The sequence below is a fragment of the Sphingopyxis sp. LARHCG72 genome (assembly GCF_052871675.1).
Genome location: NZ_JBIXJU010000007.1, coordinates 81,043 through 96,594, shown reverse-complemented (window position 1 = coordinate 96,594; position 15,552 = coordinate 81,043). Strand labels below are relative to the sequence as shown.

At 65.2% G+C, this 15,552-nt stretch carries 15 protein-coding genes; 6 read left to right on the top strand and 9 right to left on the bottom strand.

Going from position 1 to position 15,552, the window contains the following annotated elements; genetic code table 11:
* Positions 1–32 precede the first annotated feature (32 nt).
* Positions 33–1,511, top strand: a complete 1,479-nt coding sequence (locus ACIPPQ_RS16255; protein WP_446545110.1) for a flavin-containing monooxygenase — start codon at positions 33–35, stop codon at positions 1,509–1,511.
* Positions 1,512–1,546: 35 nt separating this feature from the next.
* Here the strand turns inward: ACIPPQ_RS16255 and ACIPPQ_RS16250 are convergent, their stop codons facing one another.
* A complete protein-coding gene (locus ACIPPQ_RS16250; protein WP_446545109.1) occupies positions 1,547–2,332 on the bottom strand; it encodes an SDR family NAD(P)-dependent oxidoreductase in 786 nt (261 codons plus the stop codon).
* Between the two features lie 167 nt (positions 2,333–2,499).
* Between ACIPPQ_RS16250 and ACIPPQ_RS16245 the strand changes: the two genes are divergently transcribed.
* Positions 2,500–3,372: an SDR family NAD(P)-dependent oxidoreductase gene (locus tag ACIPPQ_RS16245; RefSeq protein WP_446545108.1), complete on the top strand. Its 873-nt coding sequence runs from the start codon at positions 2,500–2,502 to the stop codon at positions 3,370–3,372.
* A 123-nt stretch (positions 3,373–3,495) separates the two neighbouring features.
* Here the strand turns inward: ACIPPQ_RS16245 and ACIPPQ_RS16240 are convergent, their stop codons facing one another.
* From ACIPPQ_RS16240 to ACIPPQ_RS16215, 6 genes are read right to left on the bottom strand one after another with little or no spacing between them, the layout of a single operon-like run.
* Positions 3,496–4,983 carry an FAD-dependent oxidoreductase gene (locus tag ACIPPQ_RS16240; protein ID WP_446545107.1) on the bottom strand — a complete coding sequence of 496 codons (1,488 nt, stop codon included), beginning with the start codon at positions 4,981–4,983 and terminating at the stop codon, positions 3,496–3,498.
* Entirely contained in the window at positions 4,980–6,026 is a 1,047-nt protein-coding gene (gene dmpG / locus ACIPPQ_RS16235; protein ID WP_446545106.1) for a 4-hydroxy-2-oxovalerate aldolase, read from the bottom strand. Before dmpG ends, ACIPPQ_RS16240 begins: the two co-directional genes overlap by 4 nt.
* The gene (locus tag ACIPPQ_RS16230; RefSeq protein WP_446545105.1) at positions 6,023–6,967 is read right to left on the bottom strand and encodes an acetaldehyde dehydrogenase (acetylating); all 945 of its coding nucleotides are present in this window, start codon (positions 6,965–6,967) and stop codon (positions 6,023–6,025) included. Before ACIPPQ_RS16230 ends, dmpG begins: the two co-directional genes overlap by 4 nt.
* 9 nt (positions 6,968–6,976) lie before the next feature.
* Positions 6,977–7,765: a fumarylacetoacetate hydrolase family protein gene (locus ACIPPQ_RS16225; protein WP_446545104.1), complete on the bottom strand. Its 789-nt coding sequence runs from the start codon at positions 7,763–7,765 to the stop codon at positions 6,977–6,979.
* The gene (locus ACIPPQ_RS16220) at positions 7,752–8,570 is read right to left on the bottom strand and encodes an alpha/beta fold hydrolase (protein ID WP_446545103.1); all 819 of its coding nucleotides are present in this window, start codon (positions 8,568–8,570) and stop codon (positions 7,752–7,754) included. Before ACIPPQ_RS16220 ends, ACIPPQ_RS16225 begins: the two co-directional genes overlap by 14 nt.
* 15 nt (positions 8,571–8,585) lie before the next feature.
* Complete coding sequence (locus ACIPPQ_RS16215; protein ID WP_446545102.1) at positions 8,586–9,797, bottom strand: acyl-CoA dehydrogenase family protein; 1,212 nt, start codon at positions 9,795–9,797, stop codon at positions 8,586–8,588.
* A 378-nt stretch (positions 9,798–10,175) separates the two neighbouring features.
* On the opposite strand from ACIPPQ_RS16215, the gene ACIPPQ_RS16210 reads away from it, so the two are divergent.
* From ACIPPQ_RS16210 to ACIPPQ_RS16195, 4 genes are read left to right on the top strand one after another with little or no spacing between them, the layout of a single operon-like run.
* Positions 10,176–11,063, top strand: coding sequence for a VOC family protein (locus ACIPPQ_RS16210; RefSeq protein ID WP_446545101.1), 888 nt, complete (start codon positions 10,176–10,178; stop codon positions 11,061–11,063).
* 42 nt (positions 11,064–11,105) lie between these two features.
* Complete coding sequence (locus ACIPPQ_RS16205) at positions 11,106–11,483, top strand: nuclear transport factor 2 family protein (protein WP_446545100.1); 378 nt, start codon at positions 11,106–11,108, stop codon at positions 11,481–11,483.
* A gap of 1 nt (position 11,484) precedes the next feature.
* Positions 11,485–12,690, top strand: coding sequence for a thiolase family protein (locus tag ACIPPQ_RS16200; protein WP_446545099.1), 1,206 nt, complete (start codon positions 11,485–11,487; stop codon positions 12,688–12,690).
* Between the two features lie 17 nt (positions 12,691–12,707).
* A complete protein-coding gene (locus ACIPPQ_RS16195; RefSeq protein WP_446545098.1) occupies positions 12,708–13,460 on the top strand; it encodes a glucose 1-dehydrogenase in 753 nt (250 codons plus the stop codon).
* Positions 13,461–13,487: 27 nt separating this feature from the next.
* Here ACIPPQ_RS16195 and ACIPPQ_RS16190 read toward each other — a convergent pair whose 3' ends face one another.
* The gene (locus ACIPPQ_RS16190) at positions 13,488–13,841 is read right to left on the bottom strand and encodes an EthD domain-containing protein (protein ID WP_446545097.1); all 354 of its coding nucleotides are present in this window, start codon (positions 13,839–13,841) and stop codon (positions 13,488–13,490) included.
* 5 nt (positions 13,842–13,846) lie between these two features.
* The gene (locus ACIPPQ_RS16185) at positions 13,847–15,532 is read right to left on the bottom strand and encodes an FAD-binding protein (RefSeq protein WP_446545096.1); all 1,686 of its coding nucleotides are present in this window, start codon (positions 15,530–15,532) and stop codon (positions 13,847–13,849) included.
* Positions 15,533–15,552: the final 20 nt, after the last annotated feature.

Sequence of the window (15,552 nt, the reverse complement as noted above, 5' to 3'; positions counted from 1 at the left end):
GGCGATACCGAAACAAGAGTGGAGTGGACAGCGTGCAGCGCAATCTGGATTTGCGATATGTCGTCATCGGGGCTGGCATGTCGGGGATATTGGCGAGCATCCGGCTGCGCGAGGCGGGATACCGCCACGTCACGCTGCTGGAAAAGGCGCACACGATCGGCGGCACATGGCGCGAGAACCGCTACCCGGGGCTCAACTGCGACGTTCCCGCGCACGCCTATACTTACAGCTTTGCGCCCAACGCCGAGTGGAGCAGCTACCTGGCGCCGGGGCCGGAGATCCAGGACTATTTCGAGGATGTGGCCGATCGGTTCGGCCTGCGCGAGATCGCGCATTTCGGGCAGGAGGTCGATAGCTGCACTTATGCGGACGGCGTCTGGACCGTCACGACGAAGGCGGGGATGACGGTCGAGGCCGACATCGTGATCACCGCGACCGGCGTCCTCCACCATCCGCGCATGCCCGAGATCGAGGGGCTCGACAGTTTCGCCGGTACTGTCGCGCACAGCGCGCGCTGGGACGATGCGATCGCGCTCGACGGCAAGCGCATCGGCGTCGTCGGCAGCGGTTCGACCGGGGTCCAGCTCGTCTCGGCGCTCGCCGGGCGCGCGGGCAAGCTCGGCCATTTCCAGCGCTCGCCGCAATGGATCATGCCGATGCCGAATGTTCCTTACACTGAGGAGCAGCGCGAGGCGTTTCGCCGCGACCCGGCATTGATCGACGCGGTGCGCTACGATCCCGAATATCAGGCGAATGTGCTGCGCTTCACCGCCGGCATCATCAAGCCCGACAGCGAAGAGATGCACATCATCGAGACGATCGTGCGCGACAATCTGGAACAAGGGGTCGCCGATCCGGTGCTGCGCGAACGGCTGCGTCCCGATTACCGCGCGGCGTGCAAGCGGCTGATCTTCTCGCCCGACTATTATCAGGTCGTCCAGCAGCATGACGTCGACGTCGTGATCGAAGGGATCGAGCGCATCGAACCGCAGGGTATCCGCACCAGCGACGGGGTACTCCACGAACTCGACCTGATCATTCTCGCGACGGGATTCCACGCCGACCGCTTCATCCGCCCGGCAGTGGTGACCGGGCGCGGGGGCGCGTCGCTCGATGATATGTGGGCGAAGCACGCGACCGCGTACAACGCGATCTCGCTTCCCGATTTCCCGAATTTCTTCTTCCTCAACGGGCCGACGGGGCCGGTGGGCAATTTCTCGCTGATCGACGTCGCCGAGCGCCAGTGGGGCTATATCGAGCAGCTCCTCGACAAGGTGACGAGCGGCGAATGCGCCGAAATCTGCGTGACCCCCGATGCCATGGCGCGCTACGACGATGCGCGGACCGAGGCCGCGAAGGGCACGATCTTCGCGTCGGGCTGTTCGAGCTGGTATCTCGGAAAGGACGGCGTGCCGATGACCTGGCCGTGGAGTTATGGCCATTTCGCCGAGGTGATGGCGAGGCCCGATTTCGCCGATTTCGAAATGGTCGGGGCGAAGCAGCCGGCCTGATCCGGCGCTTCGCGCTCGCTCCCCCTACGTCCCGCCTACTGCCGCTGCGACGAGATATTGCCACCGTCGACGACGAGTTCGGCGGCGGTGATATAGCTTGCCTCGTTCGAGAGCAGGAAGCGAACGACGCGGCCGATTTCCGCGGGGTCGCCCAGCCGTTCGAGCAGGATACGGCGTTCGAACCAGCCCTCGGGCAAATTGTCGACCGCGGGCTGCATCATCGGCGTCCGGATCTGCCCCGGCGACACCGCGTTGATGCGGATATTGTCGCGCGCCAGCCGGTCCGCGAGTGCGCGGATCAGCGACAGCATTCCGCCCTTCGCGGCGCTGTAGATCGGGTTGATCCCGTTGCCGAGCGTCGCATTGATCGACGCGATGCCGACCACCGCCGAACCGGGGTTGGCGGCGAAATCGGCATAGAGTTGTTGCGTGAGCAGCGCGAGCGGACGGAGGTGCGTGTTGATCCCGGCGTCCCAGCTTTGCGGGGTGATGCCCTCGAGCGAGCCGGTGTCGACGATCCCCGCCGCGTGGACGAGTCCGCCGAGCGGCCCAAGCGTCGCGCGGCTCGCGTCGATCGCCGCAGCATAGGCGGCGATATCGGTGAGGTCGATCGCGACCGGGAGTGCCTTGACGCCGAAGCGATCGCCGATCGCTTTCGCCTGCGCGCTCGCCTTGTCGCCGTCGATATCCCACAGCGCGACATTGCGGCCGACCGCCGCGAGCGCCTCGGCCGAAGCGAGACCGATTCCCGATGCGCCGCCGGTGACGATCACCGCGGTGCCAGGCGCGCCGAGCGCAGGGCGAAGTTGATCCTGGTCCATCGAACCGATTCTCCAAAGTGCGAAAAGATGCGGCCATCATGTCACGCATTTACGATCGATAGGGAAGAGGAAATCAGCCTTTTGCGCAAATTTTAGTGGATATTTCTGACTAATATCGTAGCATGTTTGCTATATCGCTACGCAAACGATCAATCTGGGAGTGGGTTATGGCAAATCCGGCAGTCGCCGTCGTGACAGGCGCCAGCCGCGGCGCGGGCAAGGGTATCGCGATCGGGCTCGGCGAAAAGGGGATGACGGTTTTCGTCACCGGGCGCAGCGTCGACCAGAGCGATGCGGTCGGCTGGGACGGCAAGCCGCTCGCCGGCACGATCCACGAGACCGCGGCGGCGGTGACTGCCGCAGGGGGCAAGGGGATCGCGGTCGCTTGCGACCATGGTGACGATGCGCAGATCGCAGCGCTGTTCGACCGCGTGCGCGCCGAGGCGGGGCGGCTCGACATCCTCGTCAACAACGCGACGCACATCCATCATCAGCTGATCGAGCAGGCGCCCTTCTGGGAAAAGGAACTTGCGGCGGTCGGGATCATCGATGTCGGGTTGCGCTCGGCCTATGTCGCGAGCTGGCATGCGGCAAAGCTGATGGTCGAACAGAAATCAGGGCTCGTCGCCTTCACCTCTTCCTTCGGCGCGAGCTGCTATATGCACGGCCCTGCCTATGGCGCGCAAAAGGCGGGCGTCGACAAGCTGGCGCACGACATGGCGTTCGATTTCCGGCCGCACGGGGTGCGCGCGGTGTCGATCTGGCTGGGGCCGCAGATTACCGAGCGCGCGCTCAACGCCGCCGAGGTCCACAAGGACCAATATGAAGGCTTCATGGCGATGGCCGAAATGCCGCAGTTCACGGGGCATATCATCCATGCGATCGCCGGCGACGCGCAAGGCGACGAACTGTCGGGGCGCACGCTGATCGGCGCCGAGATTGCGGGACGTTATGGCATCACCGACCGCGGCAAGACGCCGCCGTCGCACCGCGAGATGCTCGGTAGTCCGCGCGAGCCGAACCCTGCGATCGTCTATTAGGGCATCGCGCGCTAAAACACGCCATCCTAAGATCCGTTCGTGCTGAGCTTGTCGAAGCACTGTTCTTCTCTCTTTCATCGTTGAAAGAAAGAACGGCCCTTCGACAAGCTCAGGGCGAGCGTGTCATATTAATTGTTCAGCGACAGGCGTAGCGGTTGCCGCCTGCCGCCCTGCCATGCGCCCGAAGAAGGTGCAGTCGGCGAGGCTGAGGCCCGAGCTGTAGCCATGGCCCCAGCGCGGCAGGCCGGACGTTGCGCGGCCTGCGGCGTAAAGGCCGGGAATGACCTCACCCATGCGATCGAGGACCTCGCCCGATGGGCGCGTATTCAGGCCGCCAAGCGTGAAGAAGGAGAAAAAGCTCGTCGCAACGTTGAGTTCGAGCGCGGCAAACGGGCCTTCGTCCAGAACCTTCAGCCACTCGGGTGCTTTGCGATAGACCGGGTCATGCCCCTCGGCCGCGTAGCGGTTGAAGGTACGGACGGTAGCGGCGAGCGTATCTTCGGGCATCCCGAGTTCGCGCTCGACCTCTTCCCAGCTTTCGCCGACCGCCGCGATCTCGATCCGCGCGATGTCGAGCGCGCGCGCGAAAATCGCATTGTCGACGAGCAGGTAAACGCGCTCGCCCGGCTGGTCGAGCATCGTGCGGCTGACCCGGCCGTGATAGCAATCCTCGTTGATGAAGCGCTGCCCGCGTTCGTTGACGAAAATGCCCTTTACGAGGCTTTCGGGCATGATCCACGGGCAGGTGGTGAAAAACTCGTCCATATGGATCGCGTCGCCGCCGACGCCCATGCCCATCAAAATGCCCGAGCCATTGTCATTCTCGCCGATCGGATTGCCGAGGCGGCGCGTCTGCGGCGCATAGCGACGAAGCATGCCGTCGTTCATGCAGAAGCCACCGGTTGCGAGGATCACGCCGCGGCGCGCGCGGATGAAGCGGGGCGTGCCGTCGATGCGCACAACGAGCCCCGTGACGCGGCCACCTGCGTCGGCGACCAGCGACAGCACGCGCGCATCGCAGCGGACGTCGACCCCGAGCGCGCGGACGCGTGCTTCGAAAATGTCCATGAGCTTGCGTCCGCCGCCCCAGCCCATGAACTGGATCGTGTGTCCGCGCGGTGCGGGCGTTGCGGCCTCGGAGAAGGGCCAGGCGGCTTCGCTGCCCGACCAGATCAGCGTATCATCCTCGGCGGGTTCGATGATTTTTCCGGGCAGGAAACTGCCCTTGTACGGCACGCCCTGATCCTTGAGCCATTGATAATGGGCGAGGCTTTCGCGCGCATAGAGCGCGATCTTCGCCGTGTCTGCGTCGGGACCGCCCGCCATCGTCAGATAGGTTTCGAGCGCTTCGGTCGAATCCTCGAATCCCGCCGCGCGCTGCGCATCGGTTCCGCCGCCGCCGCCAAGATAGATTTCGCCCCCCGACAGCGCCGAGGCGCCGCCGCTGCCCGACGCCGCCTCGAACAAGGTCACCGTCGCGCCGGCTTCCGCCGCCTCGATCGCGGCGCAGGCGCCCGCGGCGCCGAAGCCGACGATCGCGACATCGGTCTCGGCGTCCCAGCGCTCGACCTGTTCGTGAGAAAAGGGGCGAGCGGTGGAGAAATCGCTCATGCGGCGGTCTCGCGCGCCTTCAACATGTCGAGCGCGACGTCGACGATCATGTCTTCCTGCCCGCCGACCATCTTGCGGCGGCCGAGCTCGACGAGGATCGTGCGCGTGTCGAGGCCGTAGGTTTCGGCGGCCTTTTCGGCGTGGCGCAGGAAGGAGGAATAGACCCCTGCATAACCGAGCGCGAGCGTTTCGCGGTCGACGCGCACCGGGCGGTCCTGCAGCGGACGAACCAGATCCTCGGCGGCGTCCATCAGTTTGTTGACGTCGCAGCCATGATTCCAGCCCTTGCGGTCGGCGGCGGCGATGAAGACTTCGAGCGGCGCATTGCCCGCGCCCGCGCCCATGCCGGTGAGGCTGGCGTCGATGCGCACCGCCCCCGCCTGTGCTGCGACGATGCTGTTCGCGGTGCCGAGCGACAGATTATGGTGCGCGTGGATGCCGCGCTGCGTTTCGGGCTTGAGCACGCGGTCGTAGGCGTCGAGCCGCGCCTTGACCCCGTCCATGTCGAGCGCACCGCCGCTGTCGGTGACATAGACGCATTCGGCGCCATAGCTTTCCATCAGCAAGGCCTGGCTCGCGAGCGCCTCGGGTTCGATCATGTGGCTCATCATCAGGAAGCCCGCGACGTCCATGCCAAGGTCGCGCGCGATGCCGATATGCTGCTTCGACACATCGGCCTCGGTGCAATGCGTCGCGACGCGCACCGAACGGACGCCGAGGTCATAGGCGCGGCGAAGTTCCTCGACCGTGCCGACGCCGGGCAGGATCAGCGTCGTCAGCACCGACTTCGTCAGCACCGAAGCGACCGCCTCGAGCCATTCCCAGTCGGTGTGCGCGCCGAAGCCGTAGTTGAAGCTCGCGCCGCTCAGGCCATCGCCATGCGCGACCTCGATCGCGTCGACCCCCGCTTGGTCGAGCGCCCTGGCGATCGCCTGCACATGGTCGATGCCGTACATGTGACGGATCGCGTGCATGCCGTCGCGCAGCGTGACGTCCTGGATGTAGAGCTTGTCGCCGGCCTCGACGTTGAATGTCTTCGTCATGCGGTCACCTTCTTTCCGTCGCGGATGCGTTCGGCGAGCAGTTCGCCCGTTGCCTTGGCGGCGGCGGTCATGATGTCGAGATTGCCCGAATAGCTGGGCAGGTAATCGCCCGCGCCCTCGACCTCGAGCAGGATCATCGTCTTGATTCCGGTGAATTCGCCGCGGCCGGGGATCTTCAGCTTGTTGTTGTCGCCGAAGCGCTCGAACTGCACCTCCTGCTTGAGGCGGTAGCCGGGCACATAGGCCTGCACCTTCTTCACCATCGCCTCGACGCTGGCGCGGATCGTGTCCTCGTCGGCGCCTTCGGAGAGGGTGAACACCGTATCGCGCATGATCATCGGCGGTTCGGCGGGATTGAGGATGATGATCGCCTTGCCCTGCGCCGCGCCGCCGACCTTTTCAATGGCTCCGGCAGTCGTGCGGGTGAACTCGTCGATATTGGCGCGCGTGCCCGGACCCGCCGAACGCGACGACACCGAGGCGACGATTTCGGCATAATGGACGGTGGCGACCTGGCTCACCGCGGCGACCATCGGGATTGTCGCCTGTCCGCCGCAGGTCACCATATTGACGTTGCCGGCATCGAGGTTGGCTTCGCCGTTGACGGTCGGGATCGTATAGGGGCCGATCGCGGCCGGCGTGAGGTCGACGACCTGCTTGCCGTCGGCGCGCAGCGCCGCATCGTGGACCTTGTGTGCATAGGCGCTGGTCGCGTCGAAGACGATGCCGATTTCGGGATAGACGTCCATGGCCCTGAGCCCGTCGAGCCCTTCATGCGTCGTCGCGACGCCGCGCTCGCGCGCCATGGCGAGGCCTTCGGACTTCTCGTCGATGCCGACGACCGCCACCAGTTCCATATTCTGCGGATATTTGATCATCTTGATCATCAGGTCGGTGCCGATATTGCCCGAACCGATGATCGCTGCCTTCACGCGGGTCATGGTTGTTCCTTATACAAAGCGCGCGACGCAATGGCCGAGCGTGCGGCGGCCGTCGCCGAGGATCATTTCGAAACAGTCGCCCTTCACCGCGGGCGCGAGCGGCACCAGGCTGCCCGAGAGAATGATGTCGCCGGCGTCGAGCGTGACGCCATGGGCGCCGAGCGTGTTCGCAAGCCAGGCGACCGCCTGCGCCGGGTCGCCCTGTACCGCCTGGCCATAGCCCTCGGACAGCGGGGCGCCATTCTTCGCCACCGCGACATGGAGGTTCGGCAGGTCGAGCGCGTGCGGGTCGAGGCGCTGTTCGCCGAGAATGAAGACCCCGCACGAGGCATTGTCGGCAACCGTGTCGACGATGCCGATCTGCCAGTCGGTGATGCGGCTGTCGACGATCTCGAAACAGGGCGCGATGCTGGCGGTCGCCGCGATCACATCGGCGGCGGTCACGCCCGGACCGTTCAGGCTGTCCTTCAGGATGAACGCGATCTCGGCCTCCGCGCGCGGCGCGATCAGCGCTTTCGCGTCGACGTCGATATCGCCCTCGATATGCATCCAGTCGGTGAGGAAGCCGAAATCGGGCTGATGGACGCCCAGCATGTCCTGCACGGCCTTCGACGTCACGCCGATCTTCTTGCCGACGACGCGCTCGCCGTCCTTCAATCGCCGCGACAGGAAGTCGAGGCTGATCGCATAGGCGTCGTCGATCGTCAGCGAGGCATTGCGCGCGATCAGCGGCGCGACGGTACGACGCGACTGCAGCGCCTCGTAAAGCTCACGCCCGTAAGTTTCAGCGATGCTCATCGAGGAACTCGATTGTATAACGGTTGAACTCACTGGCGCGCTCGACCTGCACCCAGTGGCCGACCTTGTTGAAGATCACGCAGCGCACATCGCCGCACGCTTCGAAGAAATATTGAATGCCCGAGAGCGGCATGAAGCGCTCGTTCTGGCCCCAGAAGAGCAGGATCGGAACCTTGATCTCGCCGAGCCGCGGGCGGACATTATGCGTCCGCATCCGCGTGATCACTTCCTTGGGCTGCCGGCTCGCGACCGCGAAGCGTTCTTCGACGAGTGCGTCGGTGATGTGCTTCGGGTCGTAAACCAGATTTTCGCCGAGGCGGCGTTGATCGGCGAGGCTGAAATCGGGGCTGCCGAAAGAGGAGCGCATGTCGGCGATGCCGGGCATCGCGAAATAGACGTCGAGTTCCTCGATGCAGCCGGGCGCCATCAGGATCAGCCGCTCGACGAATTCGGGATGATCCTGCGTCATCTGGATCGCTACGCCGCCGCCGAGCGAGTTGCCGATCAGCGTCGCCTTGTCGATCCCGTGCGCCTTGAGCGCCTCGTAGAGCGTGTCGGTGAACAGCGTCAGCGTATAGTCGATGTCGGCGGGCTGCGACGACGCGCCATAGCCGATCATGTCGGGCAGGATGACGCGGTAGCCGGCATCGACGAACGCGCCGACATTCTGCCGGAAATTGGACAGCCCCGATGCGCCCGGGCCGCTGCCGTGGACGAACACCAGCGCCGGACCTTCGCCCGCTTCCTTGATGTGGATGTCATAGCCGCCGGCAACCCGGTGCGTCGCTTCCTTCATCTCTCCCATGGCCGTTTCCTTAGCTTACATGAATGTGAAAGCGGGCGGTTCGCCGAGCTGCGTCATCACGACGTCGGTGACGCGATTGCCCGGATCGTTCGCGACGTGCGCGCGCGCGGCGTTGAGGTCGAGCCAGGGCTGGATGATCGCGCTCGACATATAGACGGCGCGACCGCCGAGAAGCTGGACCATGCCGTCGACCAGTTCGGCGAGCCGCCGCACGACGGTCGAGGACTGATAGGCATAGAGCGCGCGCTCCTCGAGCGTGATCGGCTCGCCGCTTTCCGATTTCGCCATCAGCCGGTCGAAGGTCGTCTGGTGCGTCAGCTCCATCTCGAGGATCTGCGCATGCGCCTTGGCGATCGCGCCGTGGAGCAAAGGATCGGCCTTCGACGCCTTGCCGGTGTTGGTCGAAACGCGGCCCTGCATGATCTCCATCGCGGCATTCACCGCGGCGCGGGCACCGCCGAACGCCGCGGTCGACACCGAGCGCACGAAGACCTGTGCCCAGGGCAGGCGATAGAGCGGACCGTCATTCTCGGCCTGCCCGGGGTTGTTGCAGGCGAAGCCGTCGGCCGCGCGATGGGTGCGATGTTCGGGGACGAAGACGCGCTCGACGAGGATGTCGAAGCTGCCCGTGCCCTGCAGCCCGAACACGTCCCACGTCCCCTCGATGACCTGATAGTCGCTGCGCGGGAGCAGGAAGGTGCGCATGTCGGGCGGGCCGCCGTCGGTGTCGAAATTGATCGCGCCGAGCAGCACCCAGCCGCAATGCGTCGAGCCCGAGGAAAAGCCCCAGCGGCCCGAAAGGAAAAAGCCGCCCTCGACCTTCTCGACCTTGCCGACCGGCTGATAGGTCGACGAAACGAGCATCGCGCCGCCATTGTCGCCCCACACCTCGCGCTGCGCTTCGTCGTGGAAGAGCGCGAGCTCATAGGGATGACAGCCCAGCACGCCGTAAATCCAGCCCGTCGACATGCAGCCTTCGGCGAGCGCCTTCTGCACCTCGAAAAAGACGTTGGGGTGCATTTCATAGCCGCCCCAGCGCTTCGGCTGCAGGATGCGGAAGAAGCCAGCCGCCTGCATCTCGGCGACGGTTTCCGCAGGCACATTGCCGTCGAGTGTCGTCTGGCGCGCGCGCGCCTTCAGCGACGGAATCATCGCCCGGGCGCGCTCGATCAGCTGTGCGGGGGTGGGCAAGGCGGTGTCTGCGGCTTGCTGCGGGGCGATGGCCATATGCTCTCCTCGGGACATTTATGCGCTTGCGGGAGGCCGCATCGCGATATCACTCCTATATTCGTAGCGAATGATGCATTTCTCTACGCAAGCTGTCAATCCGGATTTTGCGCAAAATGCCGCTTCGAGCCATTGGAACGGGCGGGCTGCGTATCGCGATGCGTAGGTGCGATGCGCAAAATGTCGCTTGCCGTAGCGGCGTTCGCGGCTTCGAAGGGTTTGTTCTGCCGCAATCCGTGGAACTTGATCCAATCAAATCTACGGTTTGCGTAATTTTATGAGCGATTTTCTACGTATCATACTTGATATAAGGTGTATTCGCTTGTAGCTTGCGCTCGATTCAGGGTGCCGGAGCACCCGTCCGCAGGGGATGAAGATATGGCGATCAGGTCGCTGGCCTATGTCGTGGTCGATACGGCCGATGTCGAAGCCTGGCGCGCCTATGGCGAGCAGGTGCTGGGAATGCGCGCGACCGACCATGAGGGCGGCCTGCGTCTGCGGATGGACGAACGTCCGTTCCGCATGCTGATTCGCAAGGCCGACGGCGAGGGTTTCCACGCCGCGGGTCTCGCCTATCCCGACAAGGCCGCGTTCGATCGCGGTATTGCAGGGCTGCGCGATGCCGGCGTCGCGGTCGAAGCCGCCTCGGAGGCGGAGGCGAAGGACCGCCATGTCGTCGAATTCGTCCGCTGCGCCGACCCGTCGGGCAACCGGCTCGAAATCGGCTGGGGCCGCGTCGTCGACGGCGCCCCCTTCGCGTCGCCTGCGGGCGTGCCGGAGTTCGTTACCGGCGAGATGGGGATGGGTCATGTCGTCTTCCCCGCGACGAAACTCGCCGAGACGCGCGCTTTCTATATCGAACTGCTCGGCTTCGGTGACAGCGACGAGATGCGCGTCTATATGCAGGGCGGCCCCGACGATCCGGGGCTCGGCATGCATTTCCTCCATTGCGACAACCCGCGTCATCACACGGTCGCGCTCGCCGAATTCCCTGTGCCGAGCGGCCTTGTCCACATGATGGTCGAGGTGCCGGACCTCGACGACGTCGGGCGGGCGCTCGACCGCGCGAAGGCGGCGAACGTCCATATCTCGTCGAGCCTCGGCAAGCATATGAACGACAAGATGGTCAGCTTCTACATGCGCAGCCCCGGCGGTTTCGACATCGAATATGGTTGCGGCGGCATTCAGCCCGACTGGACCCGATTCACGCCGACGATCAGCATCAAGGAAGACGAATGGGGTCATCAATGGGACTTCGGCGGCTGACGCCGCACCGATCCTTCACCTCATAGCCAAGAGAGAAACATCATGCCCAGCCACGAAGATATGGTCCGCGCCGTCGAGCGCTATGTCGAGGCGTTCGACAAGGGCGACGCCCGGATGGCGTCGGACCTCTATGCCGACGACGCGACGGTCGAGGATCCGATCGGCACCCCGATCCATCAGGGGCGCGACGCGATCCACGCCTTCTATTCGATGTCGATGCAGGCCGGCGCCAAGCTCCGCCTCGACGGCCCGGTGCGCACCGGCGGCGACTATGCCGCCTTCGCCTTCACCGTGCTCGTCGACTTCGGCGGTCCGAAGGAGATCGAGGTGATCGACACCTTCAAATTCGACGGTGAGGGCAAGGTGACCGAGATGCGGGCCTTTTGGGGCCCCGCCAATATGCGCGCGGTCGACGCCTGAGATGGCGCGCGAAGCCGCCATCGTCGCGACCGCGCGTACCGGGGTGGGCAAGGCCTATCGCGGTGCGTTCAACGATACCGAAGCGCCGGTGCTTGCGGCGCATGTCGTCAACGCCGCAGTGTCGCGCGCCGGCATCGATCCGGCGCGGGTCGACGATGTTTATCTCGGCGTCGGCAATCACTGGAATACGCAAAGCTATAACCTCGGCCGGCTCGCGGTACATGGCTCGGTGCTGCCCGACAGCACGGGGGGATTCACGCTCGACCGCAAATGCTCGTCGGGGCTCAACGCGATTGCGCTCGCCGCGCGCGGCATCATCGCCGACGAGATCGACGTCGCGGTCGCGGGCGGGATGGAAAGCATCTCGCTGACGCTCAACAAGCATGCGCCGCAGTACCGCAACCGTTCGGAGTTCGTGAAAGCTGCCGATCCCCATGCCTATATGGCGATGATCGAGACCGCCGAAATCGTCGCCGACCGTTATGGCGTCAGCCGCGAGGCGCAGGACGAATTTTCGGCGATCAGCCAGCAGCGCGCCGGCGCCGCGCAGGAAGCGGGACGCTTTCTGGACGAAATCGTGCCGATCACCGTCGGCAAGGCGCTGTTTGACAAGGAAGGCAACGAGACCGGGAAGGAAGCAGTGACGCTGGCGCACGACGAGGGCGTGCGCGGCGACACCACCGCCGAAAAGCTCGCCGCGCTCAAGCCCGTGTTCAGGGACGGGCTGGTCGTCAAGGAAGGGCGGCACATCACCGCGGGTAATGCGAGCCAGCTTTCGGACGGCGCCTCGGCGCAGGTCCTGATGGACCGTGCGACCGCGGAGAAGGAAGGCCTGCCGATCCTCGGCCTCTATCGCGGATTCCAGGTTGCGGGTTGCAAGGCGGAGGAGATGGGGATCGGCCCGGTCTTCGCGATTCCCAAATTGCTCGATCGCGCGGGGCTTAAGGTCGACGATATCGGTCTCTGGGAAATCAACGAAGCCTTTGCGAGCCAGGCGCTTTATTGCCGCGACAAGCTCGGCATCGATCCCGACAAGCTCAACGTCAACGGCGGCGGCATCGCGATCGGTCATCCCTTCGGCATGACCGGATCGCGGCTTGTCGGCCATGCGCTGATCGAGGGCAAAAGGCGCGGTGTGCGCTATGCCGTCGTCTCGATGTGCGTCGCGGGCGGCATGGGGGCCGCCGGACTGTTCGAAATCGTCTGAGGAAAAAGGGCTAGACCATGACGCTGCTCGCAGGAAAAACCGCGTTCGTTACCGGCGGCGGCAGTGGCATCGGACGCGCGACCGCGCTCGCCTTCGCCGCCGAGGGCGCGCGCGTCGCGGTCGCCGACCTCAATGCCGAAAGCGCGGCCGAAACCGCCGCGCTGATCGTGTCGGCGGGCGGCGAGGCGCGCCACGGTGCACTCGACGTCACCGATGGCGCCGCGGTCGATGCGTTCGTCGACGCGCTGGTCGCCGATTGGGATGCTCTCGACTGCGCCTTCAACAATGCCGGGGTCGCGCTCGAGGGGATGGAGACGCCGTGGGGCGACCTCACCGCCTATGATCGCAGCATCGCGGTCAACCAGCGCGGCCTGCTGCTCTGCATGACCGCGGAACTCCGCCATATGGAGCGCGCGGGACGCGGCGCGATCGTCAACACGGCATCGATCGCCGGCATGTCGGGCGCGGGCGGCGCGGGCTATTGCGGCTCGAAACACGCCGTCGTCGGGCTGACGCGGTCGGCGGCGCTGCGCTATGCCGCGCAGGGCATCCGTATCAACGCGGTCTGCCCCGGCGCGATCCGGACCCCGATGGTCGAGGCGGTCGCGCAGGAGGAAGAAGCGGCGCGCTTCATCGCCGCGATGCACCCGATGAACCGCATCGGCGAGGCGCAGGAAGTCGCCGACGCCGTGGTCTTCCTCTGTTCGGACAAGGCGAGCTTCATCACCGGCCACGCGCTTGCGGTCGACGGCGGCTATCTGGCGCGCTGAGCTTCGCGGTCCGCGCCGCGGCGCGGCTCAAATTTCGCTTTCATGTTCGTCGACGACCAGCATCCGTGTCTGGCTGCGGTCGAGAAACAGCGCTTCGTCCTCGGCCATGCGTGCGGCGTTCGCCGGACGCATCAGCACGGCCAGCGCCTCGTCGAATGCCGCGCGGTCGCGGAACCAGATCTCGGTGATCGCATCATAGTCGAACGCTGGCGCCAGCTCGAAGGCGATGCCGCTCTCGGCCTGCACATAGTTGCGGCGATAGGCGATGATGTTCGGCATGAGTTCCCGCACCAGCGGCACGTGGCACGTTTCATAATGTTCGACGAAGGCAGCGCGATCGATTCCCGCCCGTGCTTTCAACAGCGAAATTACCTTGAACACCGCCATCAATCATTCACCCGCATCGCATGGCGCGCGGCAAGCCAGCCGAAGGTCATCGCGGGACCCAGCGTCGCGCCGGCGCCCGGATAGGTGCGCCCCATCGCCGCTGCGGAGACATTGCCGACCGCATAGAGCCCGCCGAGCGGCCGGCCCTGCGTATCGAGCACCTGCCCATCGTCGTCGGTCTGGAGCCCGCCATTGGTGCCGAGGTCGCACGGATAGATCGGGATTGCATAGAAGGGCGCTTCGGCGATCGGCGCCAGCGTCGGATTGGGGCTGACCGAGGCGTCGCCATAATGGCGGTCATACGCCGAGGCGCCGCGACCGAAATCGGGGTCTTCGCCTTTCGCGGCATGGCTGTTGAAGCGGGCAACCTCGCCCGCGAACACCGCGGGATCGACCCCGATCTGCGCCGCGAGTCCCGCAAGATTGCCGGCCTTCTTCAGGATTTTGCGCATATTTTCGGGCAACCGGGCGTCGGCGGACGGTTTGCCCGCCATCATCGGCCCCAGCATATATTTGCCGCGATAACGCGCGTCGAAGACGAACCATGACGGCACGGTCGGGGCCTCCGGCCGGTTGCAGCGGTGCATTTCGCCCCCCGCGACATGATAGGAGGCCGCTTCGTTCATGTAGCGCCGCCCGGCCTGATTGACGATGATCGACGAGGGGAGGGCGCGCTCGACGAACAGGATGCGTGCGCGGTCCTCGCCCTCGAGCAGGAAGCCCGGGCCCCACCAGGCCGAATCCATCAGCCCGGTTGCCGCGCCCGCCTTCAAGCCGGCTTCGAGCCCGTCGCCGGTGTTGCTCGGTACCCCGGCGCTCCAGTCGGCCGAGGTTGGCTGCGGCAGATATTTGCGGCGCAGCGCCTCGCTGTGGTCGAAGCCGCCGGTCGCCAGCACGACGCCCTTGCGCGCGTGGATTTCGATGCGCCGGCCGTCGCGTTCGACGACCGCGCCGGTGATCCGGCCCTTTTCGGTGATCAGCTCGGCCATCGGGCTGTTCAGCCAGATCGGAACGCCCTTGCGGTCGAGCGACAGCTTCAACCGCCCGATCAGCGCATTGCCGCCCGTGAGCCGGCGCGCGCGCTTGGTCTTGAAGCGCCAGGGCAGGTCGAAGACATATTTGAGCATCAGTTTGAACAGCAGCGACTTGGCGCCGGGGCTCATCGTGAGGAGCAGCTTGGCTTCCTCCATCGTCCAAGTGAAGCGGCCGAGGGTCAGCGTCAGTATGTGCGGCGGCTCCATCTTCCAGAAATCTTCGCCGAGCTGGTCGGCCATCAGCGGGATCGGGTCATGCGTCCGCCAGCCGTCGCGCGCGCCCGCGACATCCATATGATAATCGGAATAGGCATAAGCGATGTAGCGGACGTCGGACCGTTCCTCGAGATAGCTCAGCATCCGGTTGGCGCTTGCGACATAGGTCTTGAGCTTCGCCTCGGGCACGTCGTCGCCGATCAGCGCCTTGATATATCCCAGCGCTTCTTCGGGATCGTCGGCATGGCCTTTGGCGCGCGCATCCGCGCTGCCCGGAATCCAGATGCCACCGCCCGACGTGGCCGACGTCCCGCCGTAGCGCGCGCTTTTTTCGACAACGAGTACGTTGGCGCCAGCGTCGGCGGCAGTGAAGGCCGCGGTGAGCGCGCCCGCGCCGGAGCCGATGACCAATAAATCGACTTCGTGACGTGCCACCTTCGTTGCTCCTTCGTCCT

What these genes read in the sequence shown, in the direction of transcription:
- ACIPPQ_RS16230 (WP_446545105.1), bottom strand. Translation starts at nt 6,967, where the DNA reads ATGACCCGCGTGAAGGCAGCGATCATCGGTTCGGGCAATATCGGCACC.
- ACIPPQ_RS16250 (WP_446545109.1), bottom strand. Translation starts at nt 2,332, where the DNA reads ATGGACCAGGATCAACTTCGCCCTGCGCTCGGCGCGCCTGGCACCGCG.
- ACIPPQ_RS16225 (WP_446545104.1), bottom strand. Translation starts at nt 7,765, where the DNA reads ATGAGCATCGCTGAAACTTACGGGCGTGAGCTTTACGAGGCGCTGCAG.
- ACIPPQ_RS16215 (WP_446545102.1), bottom strand. Translation starts at nt 9,797, where the DNA reads ATGGCCATCGCCCCGCAGCAAGCCGCAGACACCGCCTTGCCCACCCCC.
- ACIPPQ_RS16210 (WP_446545101.1), top strand. Translation starts at nt 10,176, where the DNA reads ATGGCGATCAGGTCGCTGGCCTATGTCGTGGTCGATACGGCCGATGTC.
- ACIPPQ_RS16220 (WP_446545103.1), bottom strand. Translation starts at nt 8,570, where the DNA reads ATGGGAGAGATGAAGGAAGCGACGCACCGGGTTGCCGGCGGCTATGAC.
- ACIPPQ_RS16245 (WP_446545108.1), top strand. Translation starts at nt 2,500, where the DNA reads ATGGCAAATCCGGCAGTCGCCGTCGTGACAGGCGCCAGCCGCGGCGCG.
- ACIPPQ_RS16205 (WP_446545100.1), top strand. Translation starts at nt 11,106, where the DNA reads ATGCCCAGCCACGAAGATATGGTCCGCGCCGTCGAGCGCTATGTCGAG.
- ACIPPQ_RS16200 (WP_446545099.1), top strand. Translation starts at nt 11,485, where the DNA reads ATGGCGCGCGAAGCCGCCATCGTCGCGACCGCGCGTACCGGGGTGGGC.
- dmpG (WP_446545106.1), bottom strand. Translation starts at nt 6,026, where the DNA reads ATGACGAAGACATTCAACGTCGAGGCCGGCGACAAGCTCTACATCCAG.
- ACIPPQ_RS16195 (WP_446545098.1), top strand. Translation starts at nt 12,708, where the DNA reads ATGACGCTGCTCGCAGGAAAAACCGCGTTCGTTACCGGCGGCGGCAGT.
- ACIPPQ_RS16240 (WP_446545107.1), bottom strand. Translation starts at nt 4,983, where the DNA reads ATGAGCGATTTCTCCACCGCTCGCCCCTTTTCTCACGAACAGGTCGAG.